Source organism: Bradyrhizobium sp. WSM1743 (assembly GCF_000473065.1).
Lineage (GTDB): Bacteria > Pseudomonadota > Alphaproteobacteria > Rhizobiales > Xanthobacteraceae > Bradyrhizobium.
On record NZ_KI421492.1, the window covers coordinates 88,847 to 107,440 of the forward strand.

Annotated in this window: 18 protein-coding genes; 11 read left to right on the plus strand and 7 right to left on the minus strand. The window is 65.7% G+C overall.

Annotated features, from left to right (window positions below; translation table 11 throughout):
- Window positions 1-36 precede the first annotated feature (36 nt).
- Entirely contained in the window at window positions 37-195 is a 159-nt protein-coding gene (locus YU9_RS48660; protein ID WP_156952391.1) for a hypothetical protein, read from the plus strand.
- An 18-nt stretch (window positions 196-213) separates the two neighbouring features.
- Here the strand turns inward: YU9_RS48660 and YU9_RS0138790 are convergent, their stop codons facing one another.
- Window positions 214-888 carry a Crp/Fnr family transcriptional regulator gene (locus YU9_RS0138790; RefSeq protein WP_027577483.1) on the minus strand — a complete coding sequence of 225 codons (675 nt, stop codon included), beginning with the start codon at window positions 886-888 and terminating at the stop codon, window positions 214-216.
- A gap of 237 nt (window positions 889-1,125) precedes the next feature.
- Here YU9_RS0138790 and YU9_RS0138795 point away from each other — a divergent pair, with 237 nt between their 5' ends.
- The 4 genes from YU9_RS0138795 (at window position 1,126) to YU9_RS0138815 (ending at window position 7,532) form a co-directional block, all read left to right on the plus strand.
- Window positions 1,126-3,189: an AsmA family protein gene (locus tag YU9_RS0138795; RefSeq protein WP_027577484.1), complete on the plus strand. Its 2,064-nt coding sequence runs from the start codon at window positions 1,126-1,128 to the stop codon at window positions 3,187-3,189.
- Between the two features lie 217 nt (window positions 3,190-3,406).
- Entirely contained in the window at window positions 3,407-5,854 is a 2,448-nt protein-coding gene (locus YU9_RS0138800) for an adenylate/guanylate cyclase domain-containing protein (protein WP_027577485.1), read from the plus strand.
- Window positions 5,855-6,146: 292 nt separating this feature from the next.
- Window positions 6,147-6,455, plus strand: coding sequence for a HigA family addiction module antitoxin (locus YU9_RS0138810; protein ID WP_027577486.1), 309 nt, complete (start codon window positions 6,147-6,149; stop codon window positions 6,453-6,455).
- Window positions 6,456-6,665: 210 nt separating this feature from the next.
- Entirely contained in the window at window positions 6,666-7,532 is an 867-nt protein-coding gene (locus YU9_RS0138815; protein WP_027577487.1) for a hypothetical protein, read from the plus strand.
- Here the strand turns inward: YU9_RS0138815 and YU9_RS0138820 are convergent, their stop codons facing one another.
- Both YU9_RS0138820 and YU9_RS0138825 read right to left on the minus strand, forming a co-directional pair.
- Entirely contained in the window at window positions 7,533-8,867 is a 1,335-nt protein-coding gene (locus YU9_RS0138820) for a Spy/CpxP family protein refolding chaperone (protein WP_027577488.1), read from the minus strand.
- 121 nt (window positions 8,868-8,988) lie between these two features.
- Window positions 8,989-10,014 carry a LysM peptidoglycan-binding domain-containing protein gene (locus tag YU9_RS0138825; protein ID WP_027577489.1) on the minus strand — a complete coding sequence of 342 codons (1,026 nt, stop codon included), beginning with the start codon at window positions 10,012-10,014 and terminating at the stop codon, window positions 8,989-8,991.
- A gap of 170 nt (window positions 10,015-10,184) precedes the next feature.
- On the opposite strand from YU9_RS0138825, the gene YU9_RS0138830 reads away from it, so the two are divergent.
- A complete protein-coding gene (locus tag YU9_RS0138830; protein WP_027577490.1) occupies window positions 10,185-10,877 on the plus strand; it encodes a hypothetical protein in 693 nt (230 codons plus the stop codon).
- Between the two features lie 85 nt (window positions 10,878-10,962).
- Here YU9_RS0138830 and YU9_RS0138835 read toward each other — a convergent pair whose 3' ends face one another.
- Window positions 10,963-11,367 (minus strand): MAPEG family protein, encoded by a 405-nt coding sequence (locus YU9_RS0138835; protein WP_027577491.1) that lies wholly within the window; start codon window positions 11,365-11,367, stop codon window positions 10,963-10,965.
- Window positions 11,368-11,649: 282 nt separating this feature from the next.
- Between YU9_RS0138835 and YU9_RS0138840 the strand changes: the two genes are divergently transcribed.
- Entirely contained in the window at window positions 11,650-12,009 is a 360-nt protein-coding gene (locus YU9_RS0138840) for a hypothetical protein (RefSeq protein WP_027577492.1), read from the plus strand.
- Window positions 12,010-12,037: 28 nt separating this feature from the next.
- Here the strand turns inward: YU9_RS0138840 and YU9_RS50905 are convergent, their stop codons facing one another.
- Together YU9_RS50905 and YU9_RS44125 are read right to left on the minus strand one after the other, a co-directional pair.
- Window positions 12,038-12,160: a hypothetical protein gene (locus YU9_RS50905; RefSeq protein ID WP_256375944.1), complete on the minus strand. Its 123-nt coding sequence runs from the start codon at window positions 12,158-12,160 to the stop codon at window positions 12,038-12,040.
- Window positions 12,161-12,258: 98 nt separating this feature from the next.
- Window positions 12,259-12,555 (minus strand): hypothetical protein, encoded by a 297-nt coding sequence (locus tag YU9_RS44125; protein ID WP_036019461.1) that lies wholly within the window; start codon window positions 12,553-12,555, stop codon window positions 12,259-12,261.
- Between the two features lie 27 nt (window positions 12,556-12,582).
- Here YU9_RS44125 and YU9_RS50910 point away from each other — a divergent pair, with 27 nt between their 5' ends.
- The 3 genes from YU9_RS50910 to YU9_RS0138865 all read left to right on the plus strand — a co-directional run bounded on the left by YU9_RS50910 (window position 12,583) and on the right by YU9_RS0138865 (window position 15,202).
- Complete coding sequence (locus YU9_RS50910; RefSeq protein ID WP_256375945.1) at window positions 12,583-12,714, plus strand: hypothetical protein; 132 nt, start codon at window positions 12,583-12,585, stop codon at window positions 12,712-12,714.
- A 127-nt stretch (window positions 12,715-12,841) separates the two neighbouring features.
- Window positions 12,842-13,969 (plus strand): lactonase family protein, encoded by a 1,128-nt coding sequence (locus tag YU9_RS0138860; RefSeq protein ID WP_027577493.1) that lies wholly within the window; start codon window positions 12,842-12,844, stop codon window positions 13,967-13,969.
- A 339-nt stretch (window positions 13,970-14,308) separates the two neighbouring features.
- On the plus strand, window positions 14,309-15,202 hold the full coding sequence (locus YU9_RS0138865; protein WP_027577494.1) for an efflux RND transporter periplasmic adaptor subunit: 894 nt from the start codon (window positions 14,309-14,311) through the stop codon (window positions 15,200-15,202).
- A gap of 206 nt (window positions 15,203-15,408) precedes the next feature.
- On the opposite strand, the gene YU9_RS0138870 is transcribed toward YU9_RS0138865, so the two are convergent.
- Window positions 15,409-16,257: a caspase family protein gene (locus YU9_RS0138870; protein ID WP_027577495.1), complete on the minus strand. Its 849-nt coding sequence runs from the start codon at window positions 16,255-16,257 to the stop codon at window positions 15,409-15,411.
- A gap of 420 nt (window positions 16,258-16,677) precedes the next feature.
- Here YU9_RS0138870 and YU9_RS0138875 point away from each other — a divergent pair, with 420 nt between their 5' ends.
- Entirely contained in the window at window positions 16,678-18,405 is a 1,728-nt protein-coding gene (locus tag YU9_RS0138875; protein ID WP_027577496.1) for a hypothetical protein, read from the plus strand.
- The last annotated feature ends 189 nt before the right edge of the window (window positions 18,406-18,594 follow it).

Sequence of the window (18,594 nt, forward strand, 5' to 3'; positions counted from 1 at the left end):
TCTCGGGCTCGACATGCGCAGGCGAATTGTTATCTTTTGACCATGAACCTTGTAAGCCGCACGCTTGAAATCGACGCTGACACCGATGCTCGTCTCAGGGAGATCGCCTCTGAGCGCGGGAAGGATGTTGCAACGGTGCTCGCCGAAGCCGTCGCGCTGCTGGATTCGGTCATCGACCTTTCAGCACGGTCGTGAGGAACGGACTTAGCCGCCCTACTCGTTCCGCGCGATCGCCGTCAGCTTCGTCATGTTCCGCAGCAAGATCCGGCCGCGCTGCAGATCCAGGATCGCTTCCTTGCGCCATGCCTGGAGCTGGCGGTTGACGCTTTCGCGGGCGGCGCCGACGAAAACGCCGAGCTGCTCCTGAGAGATGTGGACCTCGGAGCCGAAATCGGCGGCGAGCGCGCAGAGCCGCCGTGCCAGCCGCACCGGCAGCGGCTGCAGCATGGATTCTTCCATGCGCTCGCTCTGCCAGCGGATGCGCTGGCACAAGAGGGCGATGATCTTGATCGCGACCTTGGGCTCGCGCTCGAGGAAGCCGAGGAAATCTTCGCGCCGCAGCACGAACAATTCGCTGGCCTCGCCCGCGGTGGCGTCCGCCGTGCGGTTCTGACCATCCAGCACCGCGACTTCGCCGAACAGGTCGCCCGGCCCCATGAAATTCAGCGTCAGCCGGCTGCCGTCGGAGGCGCCGGTCTCGATCCGGACCTGGCCGCGACGCACGCCGAACAGCGCATCCCCGGGATCGCCCTTCTGGAACAGCACCTCGCCGTTTCCCAAATGCTGGGTGTGGCAGAGATTGGACAGCCGCTGGAGCTCGTCTGTGCCGAGATCAGCGAACATCGGGTTCATCTTCAGGATGACCGCAAATTCGGCCTGCTTGCTCATGTCAATGTCCTTGTGAACGTCCCGGTCATTATTCCCCGGCAAATCGCTTGAAGCCATCAACTTCAGGATCGCGTAAAACCGCGCGGGAGAAGTGTGTCATAAGTCACATAACTTTGCAGCACCCCCTGACTATTTTTACGCGCTTGGAGCCGCTTCCCGTCCGGGGATAAACTCAAGGCGCAAAGGACGGGTCATCTGCCGGGTTCGACGCCGATTGTCCGTCGTTGGAAAGTCGACATGAGAGCATTGAAATTCGTCGGCGGGGCTTTGGCCGCCGTCATCATCGTGATCGCAATCCTGCTGGTGGTCGGGATCCCCTCGGGCTTCCTGACCTCGACGATCGCCTCGCGCGTCGACAGTGCGACCGGCTATCGCCTGTCGATCGACGGCACCACCAAGATCAGCCTGTGGCCGACGCTGAACGTCACCCTGAACGACCTCACGCTTGCCGACCCCAAGGACCGCAGCGGCATCACGCGCCTGACGGTCGACCGCGTGCAGGCCGACATGTCGCTCGCCAGCGTATGGTCGGGCCGCCCTGAGATCAGCGAGCTCGTCGTCACCCATCCCGTGCTCTACCAGCCACTGCTGCGTGAGCGCCTGCCAAATGCCGGCGCCCCGTCGAAGCCGATCGCGCTCGACATGACCGGGGCGACCATCGATCGCATCAAGGTCACCGACGGCGAAGTCGCGTTCTCCCGTCTGCGCGATCGTGTCGAGGGCCGCATCAGCGCCATCAACGCCGATGCGATCGTCGACCGCGACCGCAAGGTCAATATCACCGGCACCGCGCGCGTCGGCGAGCATCCGACCAAGTTCGACATCAAGGCAACCGCGCCGGGCTCGCCGGCCGAACGGCCGACGGTTCCGGTGGATTTCGCCATCGACATGCCCAGCGTGCTGAAGTCCCAGCTCACCGGCCATGCCGAGATGCGGCTCAATGGCGATGTCGTGATGATCAACGGCGTGAATGGCAAGCTCGGCGACGGCGCATTCAACGGCTGGGCTTCCGTCGATATCGCGAGCAAGCCGCTGGTCAAGGTCGACCTCGACTTCCAGCGGCTCGCAATGCCGCTGGCGAAATCGCCGGACGGCGTGTCCGGGCAGCCCTGGAGCAATGCGCCGATCGACGTATCCGGGCTCAACTATGTCGATGCGCAGGTGAGGATCTCCGCGAACGAGGCCGTGATCGGCGATGCGCGCATCGCGCCGCTGGCGCTCGATGCCAAGCTCGCCGGCGGCGTGCTGAAGGCCGGCACCGCCAATCTCGGTGCCTATGGCGGCCAAGTCTCGGGCGAGGTGATCCTGGATGCGACCACCGGCGCGCCGAGCTTTGCCATGCATTCCGACCTCGTCGGCGTGCGCGCGCTGCCGCTGCTCCAGGGCCTCGCCGAATTCGACCGCATCGACGGCAAGCTGCAGGCCAAGCTCGCTTTGCGCAGCGCCGGCAACAGCCAGCGCGCGCTGATGGCGAACATGCAAGGCACGGCTTTCGTCAATTTTCAGGACGGCGCCATCCGCGGCATCAATGTCGCGCAGATGATCCGCTCGCTGACGACGAGCACGCTGTCCGGCTGGCAAGGAAACCAGGACGGAAACCAGGACCCCAGTCAGGAGCAGAGCACGGATCTGTCGCAGCTCTCGGCCTCCTTCCGCATCGACAAGGGCCAGGCGGTGACGACCGATCTCAACCTGATCGGGCCGCTGGTGCGCGTCACCGGCGCCGGTACGATCGCGCTCGACACCAAGATGATGGGCTTTCGCGTCGAGCCGAAGCTCGTGATGACGACCGAAGGCCAGGGCCGCACCTCCGAGCCGGTCGGCTTCGGCATCCCCGTGATGATCCAGGGCTCTTGGTCGCAGCCGCGGATCTATCCTGACATGGCCGGCATGCTGGACAATCCCGACGCCGCCTATGCCAAGCTGCGCGAGATGGGCAAAGGCCTGTTCGGCCCTGACGGCGCCGGGCTCGGCAACATCCTGGGCAGCCTCGGTCTTGGTGGCACCACCGCACCGGGCGGCGGCAATGCGACCGGCAATGCCAATCCGCAAGCGCAGCAGCCGGGGCAAAACAACCTGCTCGGCGGCCCGCTGGGGGAGGCGATCGGCAATCTGATTCAGCAGGGGCTTTCCAGTGGCGCAGGAAACAGCACTGGCACCGGCCGCAGCCGCAGCCTGCCGGCAACGCCCTCCTCACCGGCGCCGCAGGCCTCGCCTGCCCCCGCTCTGGAGGACCCGCCGCTCGCGCAGCAGGACAGTCAGCCAATGAACGACGTGCTGCGGCAGCTCTTTAATCGATAACTTCAGGCCAATCCCCTTACATTGGCTTTTCCGTCCGCTGCTTCCTCCGAGCGGATGGGGCTGCGACAATTCACCACCCTTCTTCCTGTGCGGGAGGCCACAGGGAGTAACCACACCGGCCGCGCGACGGCTCTTTGGCCCAAATTGTGGTAGAACGGCCCGGAAGGGGCTGTACGGCCCGTAGCGCCGGCGTCGATGACGGCGCGAGAGGATCGGGATGGCAGGAGCGAACGACAAGACACGATCTCTGCGCGAGGGCCTGTTCGCCAAATACGTCGTCTCCCTCGTCGGCCTCGTCGTGTTCGTCCTCGCCGTCAACGGCGCGATGGAGAGCTGGATCTCCTACCGCGCCACGAGGACACAGCTGACCGACGGGCTGGAGGACAAGGCGCAGGCAGCCGCCCGGCGGATCGAGCAGTCGATCTCCGAGCTGGATCGCCAGATCAGCTGGGTGACGCGGGCGAGCCAGGACACGCTGGAGAAGCGCCGCGCCGACTACGCGTCACTCCTGCACCAGGTCTCGGTCGTCAACCAGCTGTTCCAGCTCAACGGCGAAGGCCGCGAGGTGCTGCGCGTCTCCAGGCAGTCGACCACGACCGGCGGCAATGCCGACCTCTCCCGCGACATGCGCTTCACCGACGCCGTCGCCCGCGGCGTCAGCTATGCGCCGGCCTGGTTCGCCGACCGGACGCCGTTGATGTCGATCTCGGTGGCGCATTCCGGCTTCAATGCCGGCGTCACCGTGGCCGAGATCGATCTCAGCTTCCTCTCCGACTTCCTGTCCGACGCCCAGGTCGGCAAGGCGGCCTTTGCCTATGTCGTCGACCCGCGCGGCCGGGTGCTGGCGACGTCATCAAAAGTGCCCGAAATCGGCAAGGACCTTTCCAAGCTGCCGCAGGTGGCGGCTGCGATTGCGCCCGGCCACGAGCCCGACACGTCGGGCACCGACTTCAACGGCCATGCGGTGATGAGCGCCGCCAGCATCGTGCCGAAGCTCGGCTGGAGCGTGCTGTTCGAGCAGCCGACCACGCAGGCCTTGATGCCGATCCGTGACCAGCTGGTGCGCATCGCGCTTCTGATCGGCATGGGCCTGATGGTCGCGATCCTGGCCGGCACGTTGCTGGCACGCCGCATGATCATCCCGATCACGGCGCTGCGCGACGGCGCGCACAGGCTCGGCGAAGGCGATTTCAGCCACCGCATCGACGTGCACACCTCCGACGAGCTGGAAGACCTCGCCGGGCAGTTCAACCGCATGGCCGACCAGATCCAGGAGACCTATTCGAACCTGGAGACCAAGGTCGAGGAGCGCACGCGCGATCTCGCGCAATCGATCCACGAGCTCAAGGTGCTGGAGGAGGTCGGCCGCGCGGTGGCCTCCTCGCTCGATCTCAACGCGGTGCTTGCCACCATCGCCGCCCGCGCGATCGAGATCACCCGTGCCGACGCGGTGCTGATCTACGGCTTCGATGCCGAAGCGCGCCGCTTCAACCTGGCCGAGGCCAACGGCATCGACAAATCCGTCGAAGGCGCGCATGTCACCATCGGCGAAGGCGACAACATCCTGAGCGATGCTGCCAGAAGCGGCGAGCCGATCGCGCTTGCCGAGCTCGGCGATGCCGCCGAGCAGCCGCTGCGCGAGGTCGCGCTCGCCGCCGGCTTCAGCTCGGTGCTGGTGGTGCCGCTGGTCGACCAGCAGGGCACGCTGGGCGCGCTGGTGGTCCTGCGCCGCGCCGGCGGCGCGTTCGCGCCCAGCATCATCGGCCTGATGCGCACCTTCGCCAACCAGGCCGTGCTGGCGATGCGCAATGCGCACCTGTTCACCGAGGTCGAGCACAAGAGCCACGCGCTGGAGGCGGCGCACGAGACCGTGCGCGCCCAGGCCGACAAGCTCAAGCAGCAGACCGAGCAGCTCAAGGACTGGAACAAGTCGCTGGAGGAGCGCGTCAAGACCCAGCTTGGCGAGATCGAGCGCATCCGCAAGCTCGAGCGTTTCCTGGCGCCGCAGGTGGCGCAGCTGATCGCCTCCTCCGACAGCCCGGAAGGGTTGCTCACCAGCCAGCGCCGCGAGGTCACGGTGGTGTTCTGCGACCTGCGCGGCTTCACCGCGTTCACGGAAGCGACCGAGCCGGAAGAGGCGATGAACGTGCTGCGCGAATATCACGCCGCGCTCGGCAAGCTGATCTTCAAATATGAGGGCACGCTCGACAAATATGCCGGCGACGGCGTGATGATCCTGTTCAATGCGCCGATCCAGTTCGAGGACCACATCAAGCGCGCGGTGAAGATGGCGGTGGAGATGCGCGACACCATCGGCCCGCTGACCGAGCGCTGGCGCAACCGCGGGCATAGCCTGGGGTTCGGCATCGGCGTCGCGCTCGGCTATGCCACGCTCGGCCAGGTCGGTTTCGAGCAGCGGCTGGAATATGCCGCGATCGGCAGCGTCACCAACCTCGCCTCCCGCCTCTGCGGCGAAGCCAAGGCAGGCCAGATCGTGGTCAGCCGCCGCGTCTACGGCATGGTCGAGCCGTGGGTCGAGGCGCGCGCCCTCGACGATCTCCAGCTGAAGGGGTTCAATCACCCGGTGCTGGCGATGGAGATCTTGAGCTGGCGCGAGGAGGTGGAGAACGTGGTGGACGCCGCGGCGGTGCGGCGGCGGGGGTAGCGAACACAAAAAGTGCGAAAACAACCCCATGCACAGTAGGCGGGGGCTGTGGAATCAATGGGTTACGAGGGACCTCGCGTGGGCGCCGTCGCGGTTTGACTCATCGGGCAAACACCGGCGAGCAGCAGCTTGGTCAGCTCGCCGTTCTTCCTGCTGCGCCTTGAGCTGGACGAACGCCTTCTCCAGTGCTTCGTCGCGCTGCGACAGCACCGAGGGCCGATCTCGTATCCCTCGCAATCGCTTGCGGGGATGGACCGACCTTTATCTGGACGACCACAGCTACAGGTGACCCATGCTGATGACGAAGCGCAAGCCGTCCACGGTCGGCGAAATCCTCACCGAGGAATTCATGAAGCCGATGGGCCTGACCCAGGGCGCGTTGGCCGAGGCCATGGGGGTGCAGCGCAAGCACGTCAACGAACTCTGCAACGACCGCCGCAACGTCACCGCGGCCACCGCGCTGATTCTGGCGCGCGTGTTCGGCAATAGCCCGGATTTCTGGCTGAACGTGCAGCGACGAACCGATTTGTGGGAGGCGATGCACTCAGCGCGCGATCGCAAGCGGATCGAACGGGCGCGACCGCTGACATCGGCGGCGTGACACCGCACACACGGGGATCTTTACAGCAGGCCCCGGTGGCTTGGCGGCGTCGATCCGCTCGATATCCTCCTTGAGGAGTGACGGAACAGGGCGCGCAGCACCGCAAACCACTTGAATGTTGCAACGCTCGGCAGACGCCCCGAACCACATCCCTCCTCCCCGCGACCAACCATCGCCTCAACGGCGAGGCCGATTTCTGGGAGACGACCCGTGACGCTTGCCTTGCCTTCGCGTGCCTATGATTTGCAGATGCTGGACCGGCCCGCGGACCGCGCGCGCGATCACGGCTGGGTGTACGGGCTGCCGCCGGGCATCACGAGCGAGCAATGGCCGCTCGATCCGGTCAGCGGCTATCCGCTGATGCATGGTTTTACGCTTCTGCTGCCGGAAGATTATCGGGTGCATGGCGAAGACATCGTCGCGGTGTCGTTCTTCGCCACGGCGCCCGATCACAATGACGGCGGCGCGCCCGACGATCCTGAAATCCGCGAGGCCGTGCTGGCGCTGCCATCGCATCCACGGCTGTCGCGCATGACCGACATTCTCGACTACGAATATGCCGCTTTGCTGCTGACCCAGTCCGAATATGACGGCGCATTCGCGACACCGCCGGCGCCGCTTGCGCTGGCGACGGGGGAGCGGCCGCGCTGGCTCGATGTCGGCGGGGCCAGCGCCTTCTTCGAGGCTGCCGCGCCTTACGCGAAGAAGATGTTTGCTGCCCCACCGCGCGCCGATCTCGGCGAGACCCGCGCGATTGCGCTGTCGCCGCGCGCGAGCGATCCCAATGCCGGCAAGGGCCCGCAGGACGAGTACACGCGCGAGAATCCGCCGACCGGCTATCAGCCTTACTACTATTATATCGGCGGCGTGCCGCGCAGTGACAATTTCCGCCTGCACGACTGGGCCAAGGATCACGCCCACAACCATCTCGGCGGCACCATGCGGCCCTGCCAGGCCGTACCGGAGATGAGCCCGTTCTACGTCGAGTTCGAGGAATATTTCGGCGGCTACAATTTTGGCGGTGGCAATGCGCAGCTGGATTTCAAGGATATGAAGTTCGACTGGGCGTGCGGGTAATCACACCCCCCGCTTCGGCCCGATCGCCTCGAACCCCGCCTTCTGCTCGTCGCTCAAATCCGCCTGGAAATCGTCGAGCGCGTCGGCCACACCGCTCACCGCTTGCAGCATCGCCTGCAGCCGCGTCTTCACGGCGGCGAGGCGGGCCTGCGGGGTTGCGGCGGGCTCTGTCGGGCAGGCGCTCAGCGTCTGCATGGTGCGGAGCGTGGTGTCCTGGAGCACCTCGAGGCGTGCGCGGGCGATCTCGTCGAGGTGGAGCGTGGAGGCGATGTCGGCGGCGGGCCATTGCTGCTGGACGAGTTGCTCGTATTGGCGCTGCGCGTTCTCGTCAGAAAGAGGATCGTAGTCCGCCTGGCAGGCCTTGGCCGCCTGCCCGTCCTTGGAGGCGTCCTTGCTCGCGTTCTTGTCAGCATTTTTGGACTGGTAGGACGCCAGCGCGGCGCGGCGCTCATTGGCGAGGGCGTTGAGCCTGGCTTTCTGGTCGTCATTGAGCAGGCCGGCGAACTTCGTCAGCGGCGCTTCGATTGCGTCCGTCGCCTTGATCATGGCCTCGATGCGCTCGCGCATCAGGCCGAGGCGATCCGACGCATTCGCGGGCGCCTGCGCCGGGCAGGCGGTGTGGATGGTGTCGCGCGCCGCATTCCAGGCCGATGCGAGCTCGTCGAGCGCGGTGCGCTGCAGCTCGTTCGGCTGAACAGCGCTCGCGATGCGGTCGACCGGCAGGCCGCCGGTGTCGCTGGCCTCGCAGAGCGTTTCCGCGGACGGGATTTTTCGCGCGCGCCGGCCTTGCGGCACGGTGTAGGCGGCAAGCTCGGGCGCGGCATAGGGCGTGAAGAGTGCGGCATAGATGTCGCCGTAGCCGTACAGCGAGAGGCTGGTCGAATCGCCGAAGATGATTGCGGTGGTGAGATCGTCATGCGCGAACGGCCAGAACACCGGGCCAACCCAGCCGTAGCTGCCGTCGGGATGGCGCCACCAGCCCTGCGGGCGGCGGCCGCCTTGCCAGCCCGCCAGCGCAGCTTGCGCCGTGAGGGCCGCGCGCAGGACGTAAGGGTTGGATAGCTGGCCGCGCTCGGCCCCGCGCGGGTCCTGCGACCTCAGCGCAGCGGAGTGATAGCGGCCACCGCGCACGGCCATGCGGGAATGGCGCAACCGCGACAGGCCCATCATGTGACCGACGGCGAAACGCGCAACCCCAAGCGGACCGCCACGCAATCCGAACTGCGCCTCGGCCCTATTAGGCAGCAACACTGCCGCGATCACCAGGAGCGCGCCGGCCAGCGCCAAGCCCATGCGTCCCGACAAGATCGCCGACTTGACCACGGATCTGGCCACGTCCTCCCTCCCGCACCAAGCGCGCAATGCGTCGCATCACAATGACGCGCAAGGGAACCGAATGTTCCGCGGCGTTGCAGGGCAAAGCGTCGCAACGCTCGCCGGCCATGCCGGTGCGGCGTCACTGCGCCTTTTGCGGCATCACAAACGTCTGGCCGGGATAGATCAGGTTCGGGTTGTGGATCTTGTCGCGGTTGGCGTTGAAGATCACCCCGTAACGGGCGCCGTCGCCGTAGGCGAGCCGGCTGAGCGCCCACAGGCTGTCGCCGCGGGCGATGATCCGGCTGCCGCCTGCTTCCGCCGGTGCGGTGGTGAGCACGTCCGCCGGCGAGGCCGATGCGACCGCCGTCGCCGCCGGCGCGTGCGCCAGGGCCTTAGGTTTTGGCGCGCCGATCAATTTCGGCCGGGCCGCTGGCCTGTCGGGCACTGAAGCCAGGCGCGGCGAGGCCGACGGCAGGGCGGCCACGACATCGGGCTTATCGTCGGGCTTCTCGGCCTGCTTCGTCTCCTGCCGCACATCCTGCTTCGCGACTGGCGCGGGCCGCGCGGGCGGCGGCGCCGCCTCGGCGATGGTCACCGGCATGGTCCGGCCGGACTCCGTAATTGTGCCGTCCGGTGCCTTGGCCCGGAGCGTCAGTTCATAGGAACCGGCAGGAAGCTGCGGCGGAGTCATCACGAACTGGCCCGAGGCGTCCGCGACCACGGTATCGAGCGGCTTGCCGTCGCGCAGCAGCTCGACCCTTGCACCCGGCATGGCGCGGCCCGCAATCACCGCCGCCTCGCCGTGATCGTCGATGCGGGCGACGTCGAAGCGGGGAGCGGCATCCGCCGGCACCGGCTTGACCGGCGCGAGATCGCCGAGCGCGGCCACCTGCTTCTGGGTCTCGGCCAGCGCGCCCGCCTTCGGCTCGGAGGCCGGTGCAGGCGGCGCGCTAGCGGCAAGCTTTGGCTGTTCCGGCTTGAGCTCTGGTTTGGGCTCCACCTTGGACTCGACTTTGGGTTCGACCTGGGCATCGGGCTTGGCGGCAACGGCGGTGTTCGTTCCATCCGGGAGCAGGCGGCGCAGCTCGGTCGGGCCGATCACCAGCGCGGTGCCGACCAGCGCGAGCAGACAGAAGGCAATGAAGGCCTTGGATGCGGTGATCATCTGAAAAGGACCTTGGATGGCAAATCAGCCGAGGTCGGCAAAGTGCGCCGATTTGGCTGCGGCAGCAAGACGGTCGATGGGATTATGCCTCGCGCGGATGAACCGGAGCGACCGTGCGGGTGTCCAACGATCAAGGCCGCACCGCGGCATTTCTTCAAGGGATTTTTGTCGTGACCGTATTTTCCCGTGCCGCGCGATGGCTGGCGCTTGTCCTGACGGCCGCCGCCTCGCCCGCATTGGCCGCCTCCGGTCCGCCGCCCGGCTTCACTCTTTCCGACGATGCCGATCTCGCCTTCACCTCGCCCGACGGCGCCACCAAGCTCGAACAGTACAAGAAGGAGAACGAGGATCTCGACCTCAAATGGCAGGTCTGGGCGCGACGCGGCGAAGAGATGACCGAGCTGAAGCCCGAGCAGGGCTATCCGGCCGGGTTCCGTTTCACGGGCGACTCGCAATGGCTGGTGCGGATGCAGAAGACCGGCTCGGGCTCGCAGGACCTCTTGCTCTACCGGGCCGAGAAAGGCACCTTCGTCAACGCGACGAAGAAATCGCTCAGCGATCTCGCCTGGGCCTATTTTCACAGCAGGCCCGACACGAAGAACATGAAGCTCGACTACCACATCTCGGCCAATCTGATGAAGGGCACCGAAGATGCTTATCGCTGGCTCGGCGTCGACTGGCCCAGCAACCGCTACCTCCTGATCTCGCTGTCCGGCGAAATGGACAAGCATCCGAAGAACGTCGCCGTCAAGGGATTGGCGGATTGGAAATGCCGCTATGACCTCAAGACCGGCAAGTTCGACGTGCCCAGGATATTCGCCAAGAGCAATGCGGAAGCGCTGACCTGGGAGATCAAGCGGTGAGTGTCGCTTCGAGCCGCGGCATCGAATCCGCCGACTCGGACTCCTGCATCACAGCAGAGACGGCACTGGTGACTCGCAGCAGTCCTTAGACCATCAGCTTCCATGACCAGTAGATGCCAATCGCCATCTGGACGGCGAACGCGGTGAAGCGGAGGCTTACTGCCGTCGGACTGTTCGACGCGAGATGGATGATCGACTGCACAATCCGTGCGCCAAGAAACCAAAACGCCAGAGGGTCCGTAACATCTGTTCTCGATACCATGATCGCGATCGCCAACAAGCCGCCGAAAATCGGTAGACCTTCGACGCAATTCGCGTGAGCCCGTGCGAGACGCTGCATGAAGGGCGATAGTCCGGAGTTGTCCGGCGCGAAGGCGTTGGCCGCAACCTTTCCAGTCGCCACGAGATACGTTCGGATGGCCTCCATCACGACCAGCAGAAAGAGCGCCCACGAGACGAAGCCTGCCAGTGCATAGCCCGTGTTGGACATGTCCCCTCCCAAGTCATTCCTGCCCTTTGTTCAGCTGTAGCCGATCTTCCGAACCAGACAAGCAGGCCCCCTCGCCTGTGCGCTTCGGTTCACTTGCTGACCTTGCACATGACACCCGACCGCCTCCGCGAAATAGGATCAAACCTCCGAGTTCGCGGTTATCGGCTCGCTGAGACGGCCGGGAACTCCGGCCGGCGGGCATCGGCTAACTTTGCATCACGTGCGTCGCAGGCGGCTTTTCGCTGCGCTGTGGCGCGCGCGTGCGATAGCGAGCGAGGTGACATGGCGGTCTTGGCTTTCAGGATGATCCCTCTCGTCGCGGTTGCGGCCATCATCGGGCTCTCCGCGGAGGCCCGCGACGACGGGCGCTATGCAAACTCTCCCCTCAAGGGCTGGTTCGAGAGCCTGCACAGCAAGGGCGGCGGTCCTTGTTGTGCCGACGCCGACGGCACTGCGCTGGCCGACGTCGACTGGGAGACGCGGGACGGACATTACCGGGTGCGGCTCCTCGGCAACTGGATCGAGGTGCCCGACGACACCGTCATCACCGAGCCCAACCGCGCCGGGCGCACCATGGTCTGGCCTTATTACGTCAACGGCCGTCCCAGGATCCGCTGCTTCATGCCCGGCAGCATGACGTGAGCCGGGACGAGCCGCGGGATCGGGAAGCTCACATCGAGCGTCGGGCCGCCCGCACTTCGGCGAACTCGGCGTCGGGGTGGCTGACGATGGTGGCAACCATGATGCCGCTGATGATCAGCGACCAGGCGGTGTCCCAATAGATCCAAAACACGAGCCAGCCTCCCTTTTCTCATTCACGCCCTAACCGCATCGCGGTGCCGGCGTTTCCGGCGCGAGGCCCGCCGCAACGGCGCGCGGGCGGGCGAGGCGCTATTTGTGTTTGGTCGGTGGCGGCGCCCGATCGGTTTGGCCGGTGTGGCGCTTTGCCACGACGTCCTCGTCGCGTTCGCCCTCGTGCGGACGCGGCGCAAGCTTGGGCTGGCCGGCTTGACCGCCATGCTTGCCGCCCATGTCGGGCCTTCCTTCGAGATCGTTTTCGCGGGGCATGCGGTTCAATGCGTTCGCACGGCATTGGTTCGCAGCAGCATCGGTCGTTTTCGCACTGTGAACGGGCTCATAGAACCGCCCATCTTTGTAGTGCACGATGGCCGGCGCGCCCTGGTGCATCGCGATTTCTACCGAGGGATTGGCCTGATGCGAAAACGACTGATCGTCTGGACCATCATGACGTCCACCCTGGTTGCGGTCACCGTGTGGACCATGCTCGGGCCGCCGGACCGCCCGTCCGGCCCGCATCTGCCCTCCCGCACGGCGGCGGTGCGTTAACTCGCTATCCTGACCGATACGATTTCGGCATCGATCGATCCCAATTGGAGTTTGGTGCGGCGGCGCGCCTCCCGCTATCCTCGCCCGCAAAACGACAATGCCGCGAGCCGGCTTTCAGGAGGAGCCCATGTTGAGACCGATCCGATGCATCGCATCGCGCGCGCCACGCGCTGCGATCGCCACCGTCCTGTTCGCTTGTCTCATTCTCATTTCTGGAGTCCGTGCCGGCATGGCCGAAACCTTCGCCTATGTCGGCAACGCCGACAGCAACGACATCAGCGTGTTCAAGATGAGCGAGAGCGGCGAGATGACGCTCGTGCAGACGGCCGCCCTCAAGGGCGTCGAAAAGCCCGGCTCCTCGACGCCGCTCGCGATCACGCCCGACCACCGCGTGATGATCGCCGGCATCCGCTCGCAGCCATACCTTGCGGTGAGCTTTGCGATCGACCCGAAGACGGGCCAGCTCAGCCATCTCGGCAACGGACCGCTCGCGGACAGCATGGCCCATATCGCCGTCGACCGCAGCGGCAAGTTCCTGTTCAGCGCCTCCTATGGCGGCAACAAGGTCGCGCTGAATCCGCTGCTTGCCAACGGCGTCGTCGGCGAGCCCAAGCAGGTGATCCCGACCGGGCTGAACGCCCACGCCTTCCTGCCCTCGCCCGATAACCGCTTCGTGTTCGCGACCAATCTCGGCTCCGACCAGATCCTGAGCTTCGCGTTCGACGCCGCCGCCGGTACGCTCACGCCAAGCGATCCGCCGGCCCACAAGGTGCCGGAGAAATCGGGGCCGCGGCACTTCGTGTTTCACCCGGGCGGCAAGTTCGTCTATCTCCTCCACGAGCTGAACGGCGACGTCGCGGCATTCACCTATGAAGCCAAAAGCGGCGCGTGGGACGAGATCCAGCGCACCACTGCGCTGCCGGAAGGGTTTTCCGGCAAACCTTGGGCCGCCGACATCCACATCACTCCGGACGGCCGCTTCCTCTACGCCTCCGAGCGCACCACCAGCACGCTCACCGCCTACAAGGTCGATGGGTCAAGCGGCAAGCTGACCACGATCGGCAGCGTGCCGACCGAGAAGCAGCCGCGCGGCTTCCAGATCGATTCAAGCGGGCGCTATCTCGCCGCGGTCGGCGAGCTCTCGGACAGCATGACGGTCTATGCCATCGACCAAAGCAGCGGCGCGCTGGCCAGGCTGAAATCCTACCCCACCGGCAAGAAGCCGAACTGGGTCGAATTCCTGAGCCTGCCGTGAGGGGCTGCGGCGGCGGACCTACGTAAACACCCGTAATTTCGCAGGGTCCGCCTTCGGGCCATATCACCGGCTATGGACCGACAGATTGTCTTCAAATGCCCTCAGACCGGCCTGAACGTGCAGCATCGGCTGACTGATGAGCCGGGCGATCGCACCCAGGTGTCCGTGCCCCTGCGCCGTGACGTCTTCGAGCGAACCTGTTCTCCAATCCCGCGACTAATCAAGGACTTGCCGCGACTGCCAGCGGCGGCGCGGCATCCTCTCTCGGGACCACGCGGCCGTAGTGCGGGCGGCGGCCATCTGCTATCGATTGGAGGCATAGCCCCTGTGGAATTTCCGATGCGTCATTTGTCCCGTGCCGTCGTTCGAAACCTGTGTCCAGCAGCCGTTGTCGGCGCGCTCGTCTTCACCCCCTATCCGGCCGGCGCCGCCGATGACGATGCGCCCAAGGGGCCCGCGGTCACGGTGCTGAAAGTCGCGAAATCCTGCTTCTCCGACATCGTCGAAGCCACCGGCACGATCATCGCGCGGGAGGAAACCTCGGTGCGGCCCGAGCGACCCGGCCTCAAGGTCACCGAGGTGCTGGCGGAAGCGGGCGATACCACCACCGCCGGCCAGGTGCTGGCGCGGCTGGCGCTGCCCGAAGGCGGCACGCTTCAGGTCACCGCACCCGTGGCGGGCGTGATCGCGACCTCGACTGCGCAGATCGGCAACTTCGCCTCGGCCAAGGGCGAGGCGCTGTTCACGATCGTGGCGCGCAGCGAATACGATCTCGTCGGCCTCGTGGCCACCACGGATGTGCGCAAGCTCGCAGTCAATCAGCAGGCCACCGTGCGGATCGCAGGCGCCGGCGACATCAGCGGCAAGGTGCGCCGCATCGGCCCGACGGTCGAGCCGAACATTCAGCAGGGGATGGTCTATATCGGCATCTCCTCGCAGAAGCGGCTGCTCCTGAACGCGAGCGGGCGGGCGCTGATCAAGACCGGGCAAAGCTGCAACGTCGCGGTGCCGCTCACCGCCGTGCAATATTCATCCGCCGGCACCGTGGTGCAGGTGATCCGCCGCAACCGCGTCGAGACCAAGCGTGTCGAGATCGGCTTGATGTCGGGCGGCAATATCGAGGTCCGCGACGGCCTGAACGAAGGCGATGTCGTCGTCGCCCGCGCCGGCGCATTGCTGCGCGAAGGCGATCCGGTGCGTCCGGTGATGGCGAGCGCGGAAGCGGTGAAGTAGCGCGCGGAGAAACTGGATGCTTCACCCTCCCCTGGAGGGGTCCGGGACGAGCGTAGCTCGCCCGTGGGTCGCTTCGCATGCAGCGAAGCGAAATGCGAAGCGGGTGGGGTGATCTCTCGGCACGGGCACTGTTCGTGGGGAGAGATCACCCCACCCCGCTCGCGCTTCGCGCGATCGACCCTCCCCCTTCAGGGGAAGGTAAGAAACTAGCCCCCGGCTTCGCCGAAATGGACGTCTTCGAGCAACGATGACGACACGGTCGGGACCTGATCGCCTTCTGAGGCGCGGGAGATGGCGAGGCGGGTCTTGTTGAAGACGCTCTCGGCGCTGCCCGGCTTGCCGAGGTTGTTGAGGAACTCGCTGACCAGCACGCTGTGCTCGCCCTTGCCGTCGTCGACGACCTTGCCGGGCGAGGCGGAGGTGAGGATCAGCGCATTGTCGGACGCGCTGATCGGCGCGAGACCGTGGCTGTAGGAGCGGAAGCGGCGCTCGTAAGGGTTACGCCGGGAGGCGTCGACCACGACCAGCTTGGCCTTGGCACCCTGCTCCTTCATCATGTCGAGCACGCCGTCGATGGAGACGCCATGGCGGCGGACGTCGCTTTCCTTCCAGATCACGGCGTCGACCGGCAGCATATAGCTCTCGCGTCCCGCCTGCACGCCGTAGCCGCCGAAGAACAGCATGACGACGCTGTCGCGCTTGATCCGGGACTTCAGGCGGTTGACGGCGCGGACCATGTCGTCCTTGGTCGCGTCTTCCACCATGTCGACGTCAAAGCCGTTCTTGCGCAGCGACGAGGACAGCGCGCGGGCGTCGTTGATCGACTGCGTCAGCGGCGCATTGGCGTCGGGATAATGTCCATTGCCGATGACGAGCGCGAGGCGCGAGCTCTGGCCGATCGAACCGGTGATCTGCTCGGTCGTCACAGCCTTGGCGGCGTCGATCGCACGCGTGTTGAGAGCAGCATGGGCGCCGATCACGAGCGACACCGTGCCGATGAGGGCGGCGGCGACGGCGATCGTACGTCGGGAAAGCTCGAGCTGCTTTACATTCATCTCGGTTCGTTTCCTGTGCCAAAGACCAGCCAAGCGCGCGCACACTGTTTGAGTAGCGCGATAGCGTCTTTAGGTTTGAGGGATTGGCCGGGGAAGTGCCCCCGAATTGCGCGCAATTTGCGGCGCCGCACCAAACAAACCCTTAACCGCATATAGGCCCTGGGGCAATAGATTGCTCAAAATTTGAGCTAAGTAGCTGAATGTGTTGGTTAATTCTCCGAGCCAGTTTCCTGCATTTTTGGTTCCCCCATAGCCTTCCGGAGGCCGACTACGCACCCCTCGTGCCGGCTTTTCCGTGACGTCCATCACATTTGTATTTCCCGCGAATCCGGGTAGCCTTTTCAACGACTTGCAGGGGGTGGTGTGCGGACGGCTGCGCGCTCGCCGGCCCCGGCCGGGCCCCCCGCGACCAGGTATTTCATGAGCTTTCATTATTTTGCCGGCGCCGCCTGCCGGGCGCTGACGGCGCGGAAGGACGGCCCCTCGCTATACGACGTCTGCGATCCCGTATTGTCCGACACGGCCAGCGGCGATCCGCATCTGGCCAAATTCTACAAGACCGCACTCGGCAATCCCGCGCTGCGGATACTGCTCCGCCGCGCCGGCCTGCCCGAGCTGCGCGACGAGGCCAGGCTGAGCCGGCTGCGCGAGGCACTCACCCACGCCCGCGACGAGATCCAGCCCGACTGGGCGGCGGTCGGGCGGCCGATCGCCGATCTCGTCGACAGCATCGCGCTCGAGCATCCCAAGCCGCCGCCGGTGCCGTTCACCGCCGCCCTGCCGCAGAGCGCGCAGATCGACGGCGCGATCCGCGACTGCGCGCAGCATCTGCTCGGTTCGTACCGCCGCAACGGCTTCCTGCCGACCTATGCCGCCTTCAACCTGATCGGGGATCCCGATTTCCGCGGACGTGAGCTGATCATGGCGCTCACGGGGCTGAACGCACGCGGCTACAAGAATTCCTCGCTGCTGTTCAATCTCGCCCGCGTCTTCATCGCGCGCTCGCCGGCGCGCGCCGTGGTCAATCCGCCCTGGAAAGGCATTGCCGAGCCGATGTGGGAGCCGGTGCAGATCCGCCATCGCTCGGCCTATTACGATGCATTCTTCATCGAGGCACTGCTGAGCTATGTCGAGACCGGGCTCGCCTCGCCGGCCGACAAGATCGCGGCGGAGCGCGCGATCGCCGACATGGTCGATTTCTGCGTCAACATCAGCCGCGAGGAGGTCGAGGGCTTGGGCGGCGCGCGCTTTGACGTCATCACCGCGCTCGCGCCGGCGCCGCATCCACGGTTCTCCCGCTACTTCGCGCAAATCAAGCAGGACCTTGGCTTCGGAATCTACGTGCCGGATTGCGACACCACGGCCTGCTCGATCTCGGCAGCGACGCAGGCCGGCTGCACCGACCCCATCATCGACCAGCCGCTCCTGGATTTCTACTCGGGCTATCAGGTGCGCGCCGGCGTCAACGCGCCGCGGGTGACCGTGCCGCTCAACGACAATATCGACTTTGAGGGCGGGGTTGCGACCTGGATCGACAATCTCGCAGGCGAGCGTCCCTACGGCAACGATCTCGATCCCACGCTCAATCTCGACATTCTCGAGGTCAGCTTTCGCAACCTGGCACGCTGGAAAATCCTTGAGACGCCGGCACGGCTCGCGACCGTGCACCGGATCATCGGCTTCCAGAAGCGCCTGGCGGCGAGCGGCGCCTTCGCCAACCCGCGCTCGCACATCTATTATTTGCCGGAGCTCTACAGCGCCTATTTCGGCCGCTGCTATGCCGCCTTTCTAGCATTGCCGCTGGCGGCGCAGGCCGCGATCGATCCCGACGGCGATTTCGATTTCATCCGCCACCGCGTGCTGTCCTACGTCAAGGGCGAGCTGATGGCCGCGGAGATGAACGTGTTCGACGCCGCGCTGGCGCTGATCGCGCTCGCCCATCTCGGCGCCGACCCGCGTGCCTTTGCACCGGCGCTGAACGTCATCATCGCTGGGCTAGGTGAAGGCGGCCGCCGCGGCCCGTTCCGCGCCTATGAGTGGAACAAGATGAAGACGCCGACGCGGATTCTGGTGGGTGGGCCGGAGGTGACGTCGGCGTTCGTGCTGATGGGGCTGGCGGTGGCGAAAAGGGCGCTGGCGCGGGGGTGAGACGGCCACGTGCCCCGGACGCAGCGCTTTTCAGCGGTGCGCTGCTGAGCCGGGGCCCATGCCAAGACCGCTGCGCGCAACTTGCTGGGTCCCGGCTCGGCGGAGCGGCGTTGCACGCCGCACCGCGTCCGGGACACGAGACTGAGGTCCAATGACAGGAAGTTGAAAGCCCATCTGTTCGGCATACGC

What these genes read in the sequence shown, in the direction of transcription:
- YU9_RS0138835 (WP_027577491.1), bottom strand. Translation starts at nt 11,367, where the DNA reads ATGTCCAACACGGGCTATGCACTGGCAGGCTTCGTCTCGTGGGCGCTC.
- YU9_RS50910 (WP_256375945.1), top strand. Translation starts at nt 12,583, where the DNA reads ATGCGAAAACGACTGATCGTCTGGACCATCATGACGTCCACCCTGGTT.
- YU9_RS0138875 (WP_027577496.1), top strand. Translation starts at nt 16,678, where the DNA reads ATGAGCTTTCATTATTTTGCCGGCGCCGCCTGCCGGGCGCTGACGGCG.
- YU9_RS0138810 (WP_027577486.1), top strand. Translation starts at nt 6,147, where the DNA reads ATGCTGATGACGAAGCGCAAGCCGTCCACGGTCGGCGAAATCCTCACC.
- YU9_RS0138860 (WP_027577493.1), top strand. Translation starts at nt 12,842, where the DNA reads ATGTTGAGACCGATCCGATGCATCGCATCGCGCGCGCCACGCGCTGCG.
- YU9_RS0138795 (WP_027577484.1), top strand. Translation starts at nt 1,126, where the DNA reads ATGAGAGCATTGAAATTCGTCGGCGGGGCTTTGGCCGCCGTCATCATC.
- YU9_RS0138840 (WP_027577492.1), top strand. Translation starts at nt 11,650, where the DNA reads ATGGCGGTCTTGGCTTTCAGGATGATCCCTCTCGTCGCGGTTGCGGCC.
- YU9_RS0138790 (WP_027577483.1), bottom strand. Translation starts at nt 888, where the DNA reads ATGAGCAAGCAGGCCGAATTTGCGGTCATCCTGAAGATGAACCCGATG.
- YU9_RS0138865 (WP_027577494.1), top strand. Translation starts at nt 14,309, where the DNA reads ATGCGTCATTTGTCCCGTGCCGTCGTTCGAAACCTGTGTCCAGCAGCC.
- YU9_RS0138800 (WP_027577485.1), top strand. Translation starts at nt 3,407, where the DNA reads ATGGCAGGAGCGAACGACAAGACACGATCTCTGCGCGAGGGCCTGTTC.
- YU9_RS0138825 (WP_027577489.1), bottom strand. Translation starts at nt 10,014, where the DNA reads ATGATCACCGCATCCAAGGCCTTCATTGCCTTCTGTCTGCTCGCGCTG.
- YU9_RS44125 (WP_036019461.1), bottom strand. Translation starts at nt 12,555, where the DNA reads ATGCACCAGGGCGCGCCGGCCATCGTGCACTACAAAGATGGGCGGTTC.
- YU9_RS0138870 (WP_027577495.1), bottom strand. Translation starts at nt 16,257, where the DNA reads ATGAATGTAAAGCAGCTCGAGCTTTCCCGACGTACGATCGCCGTCGCC.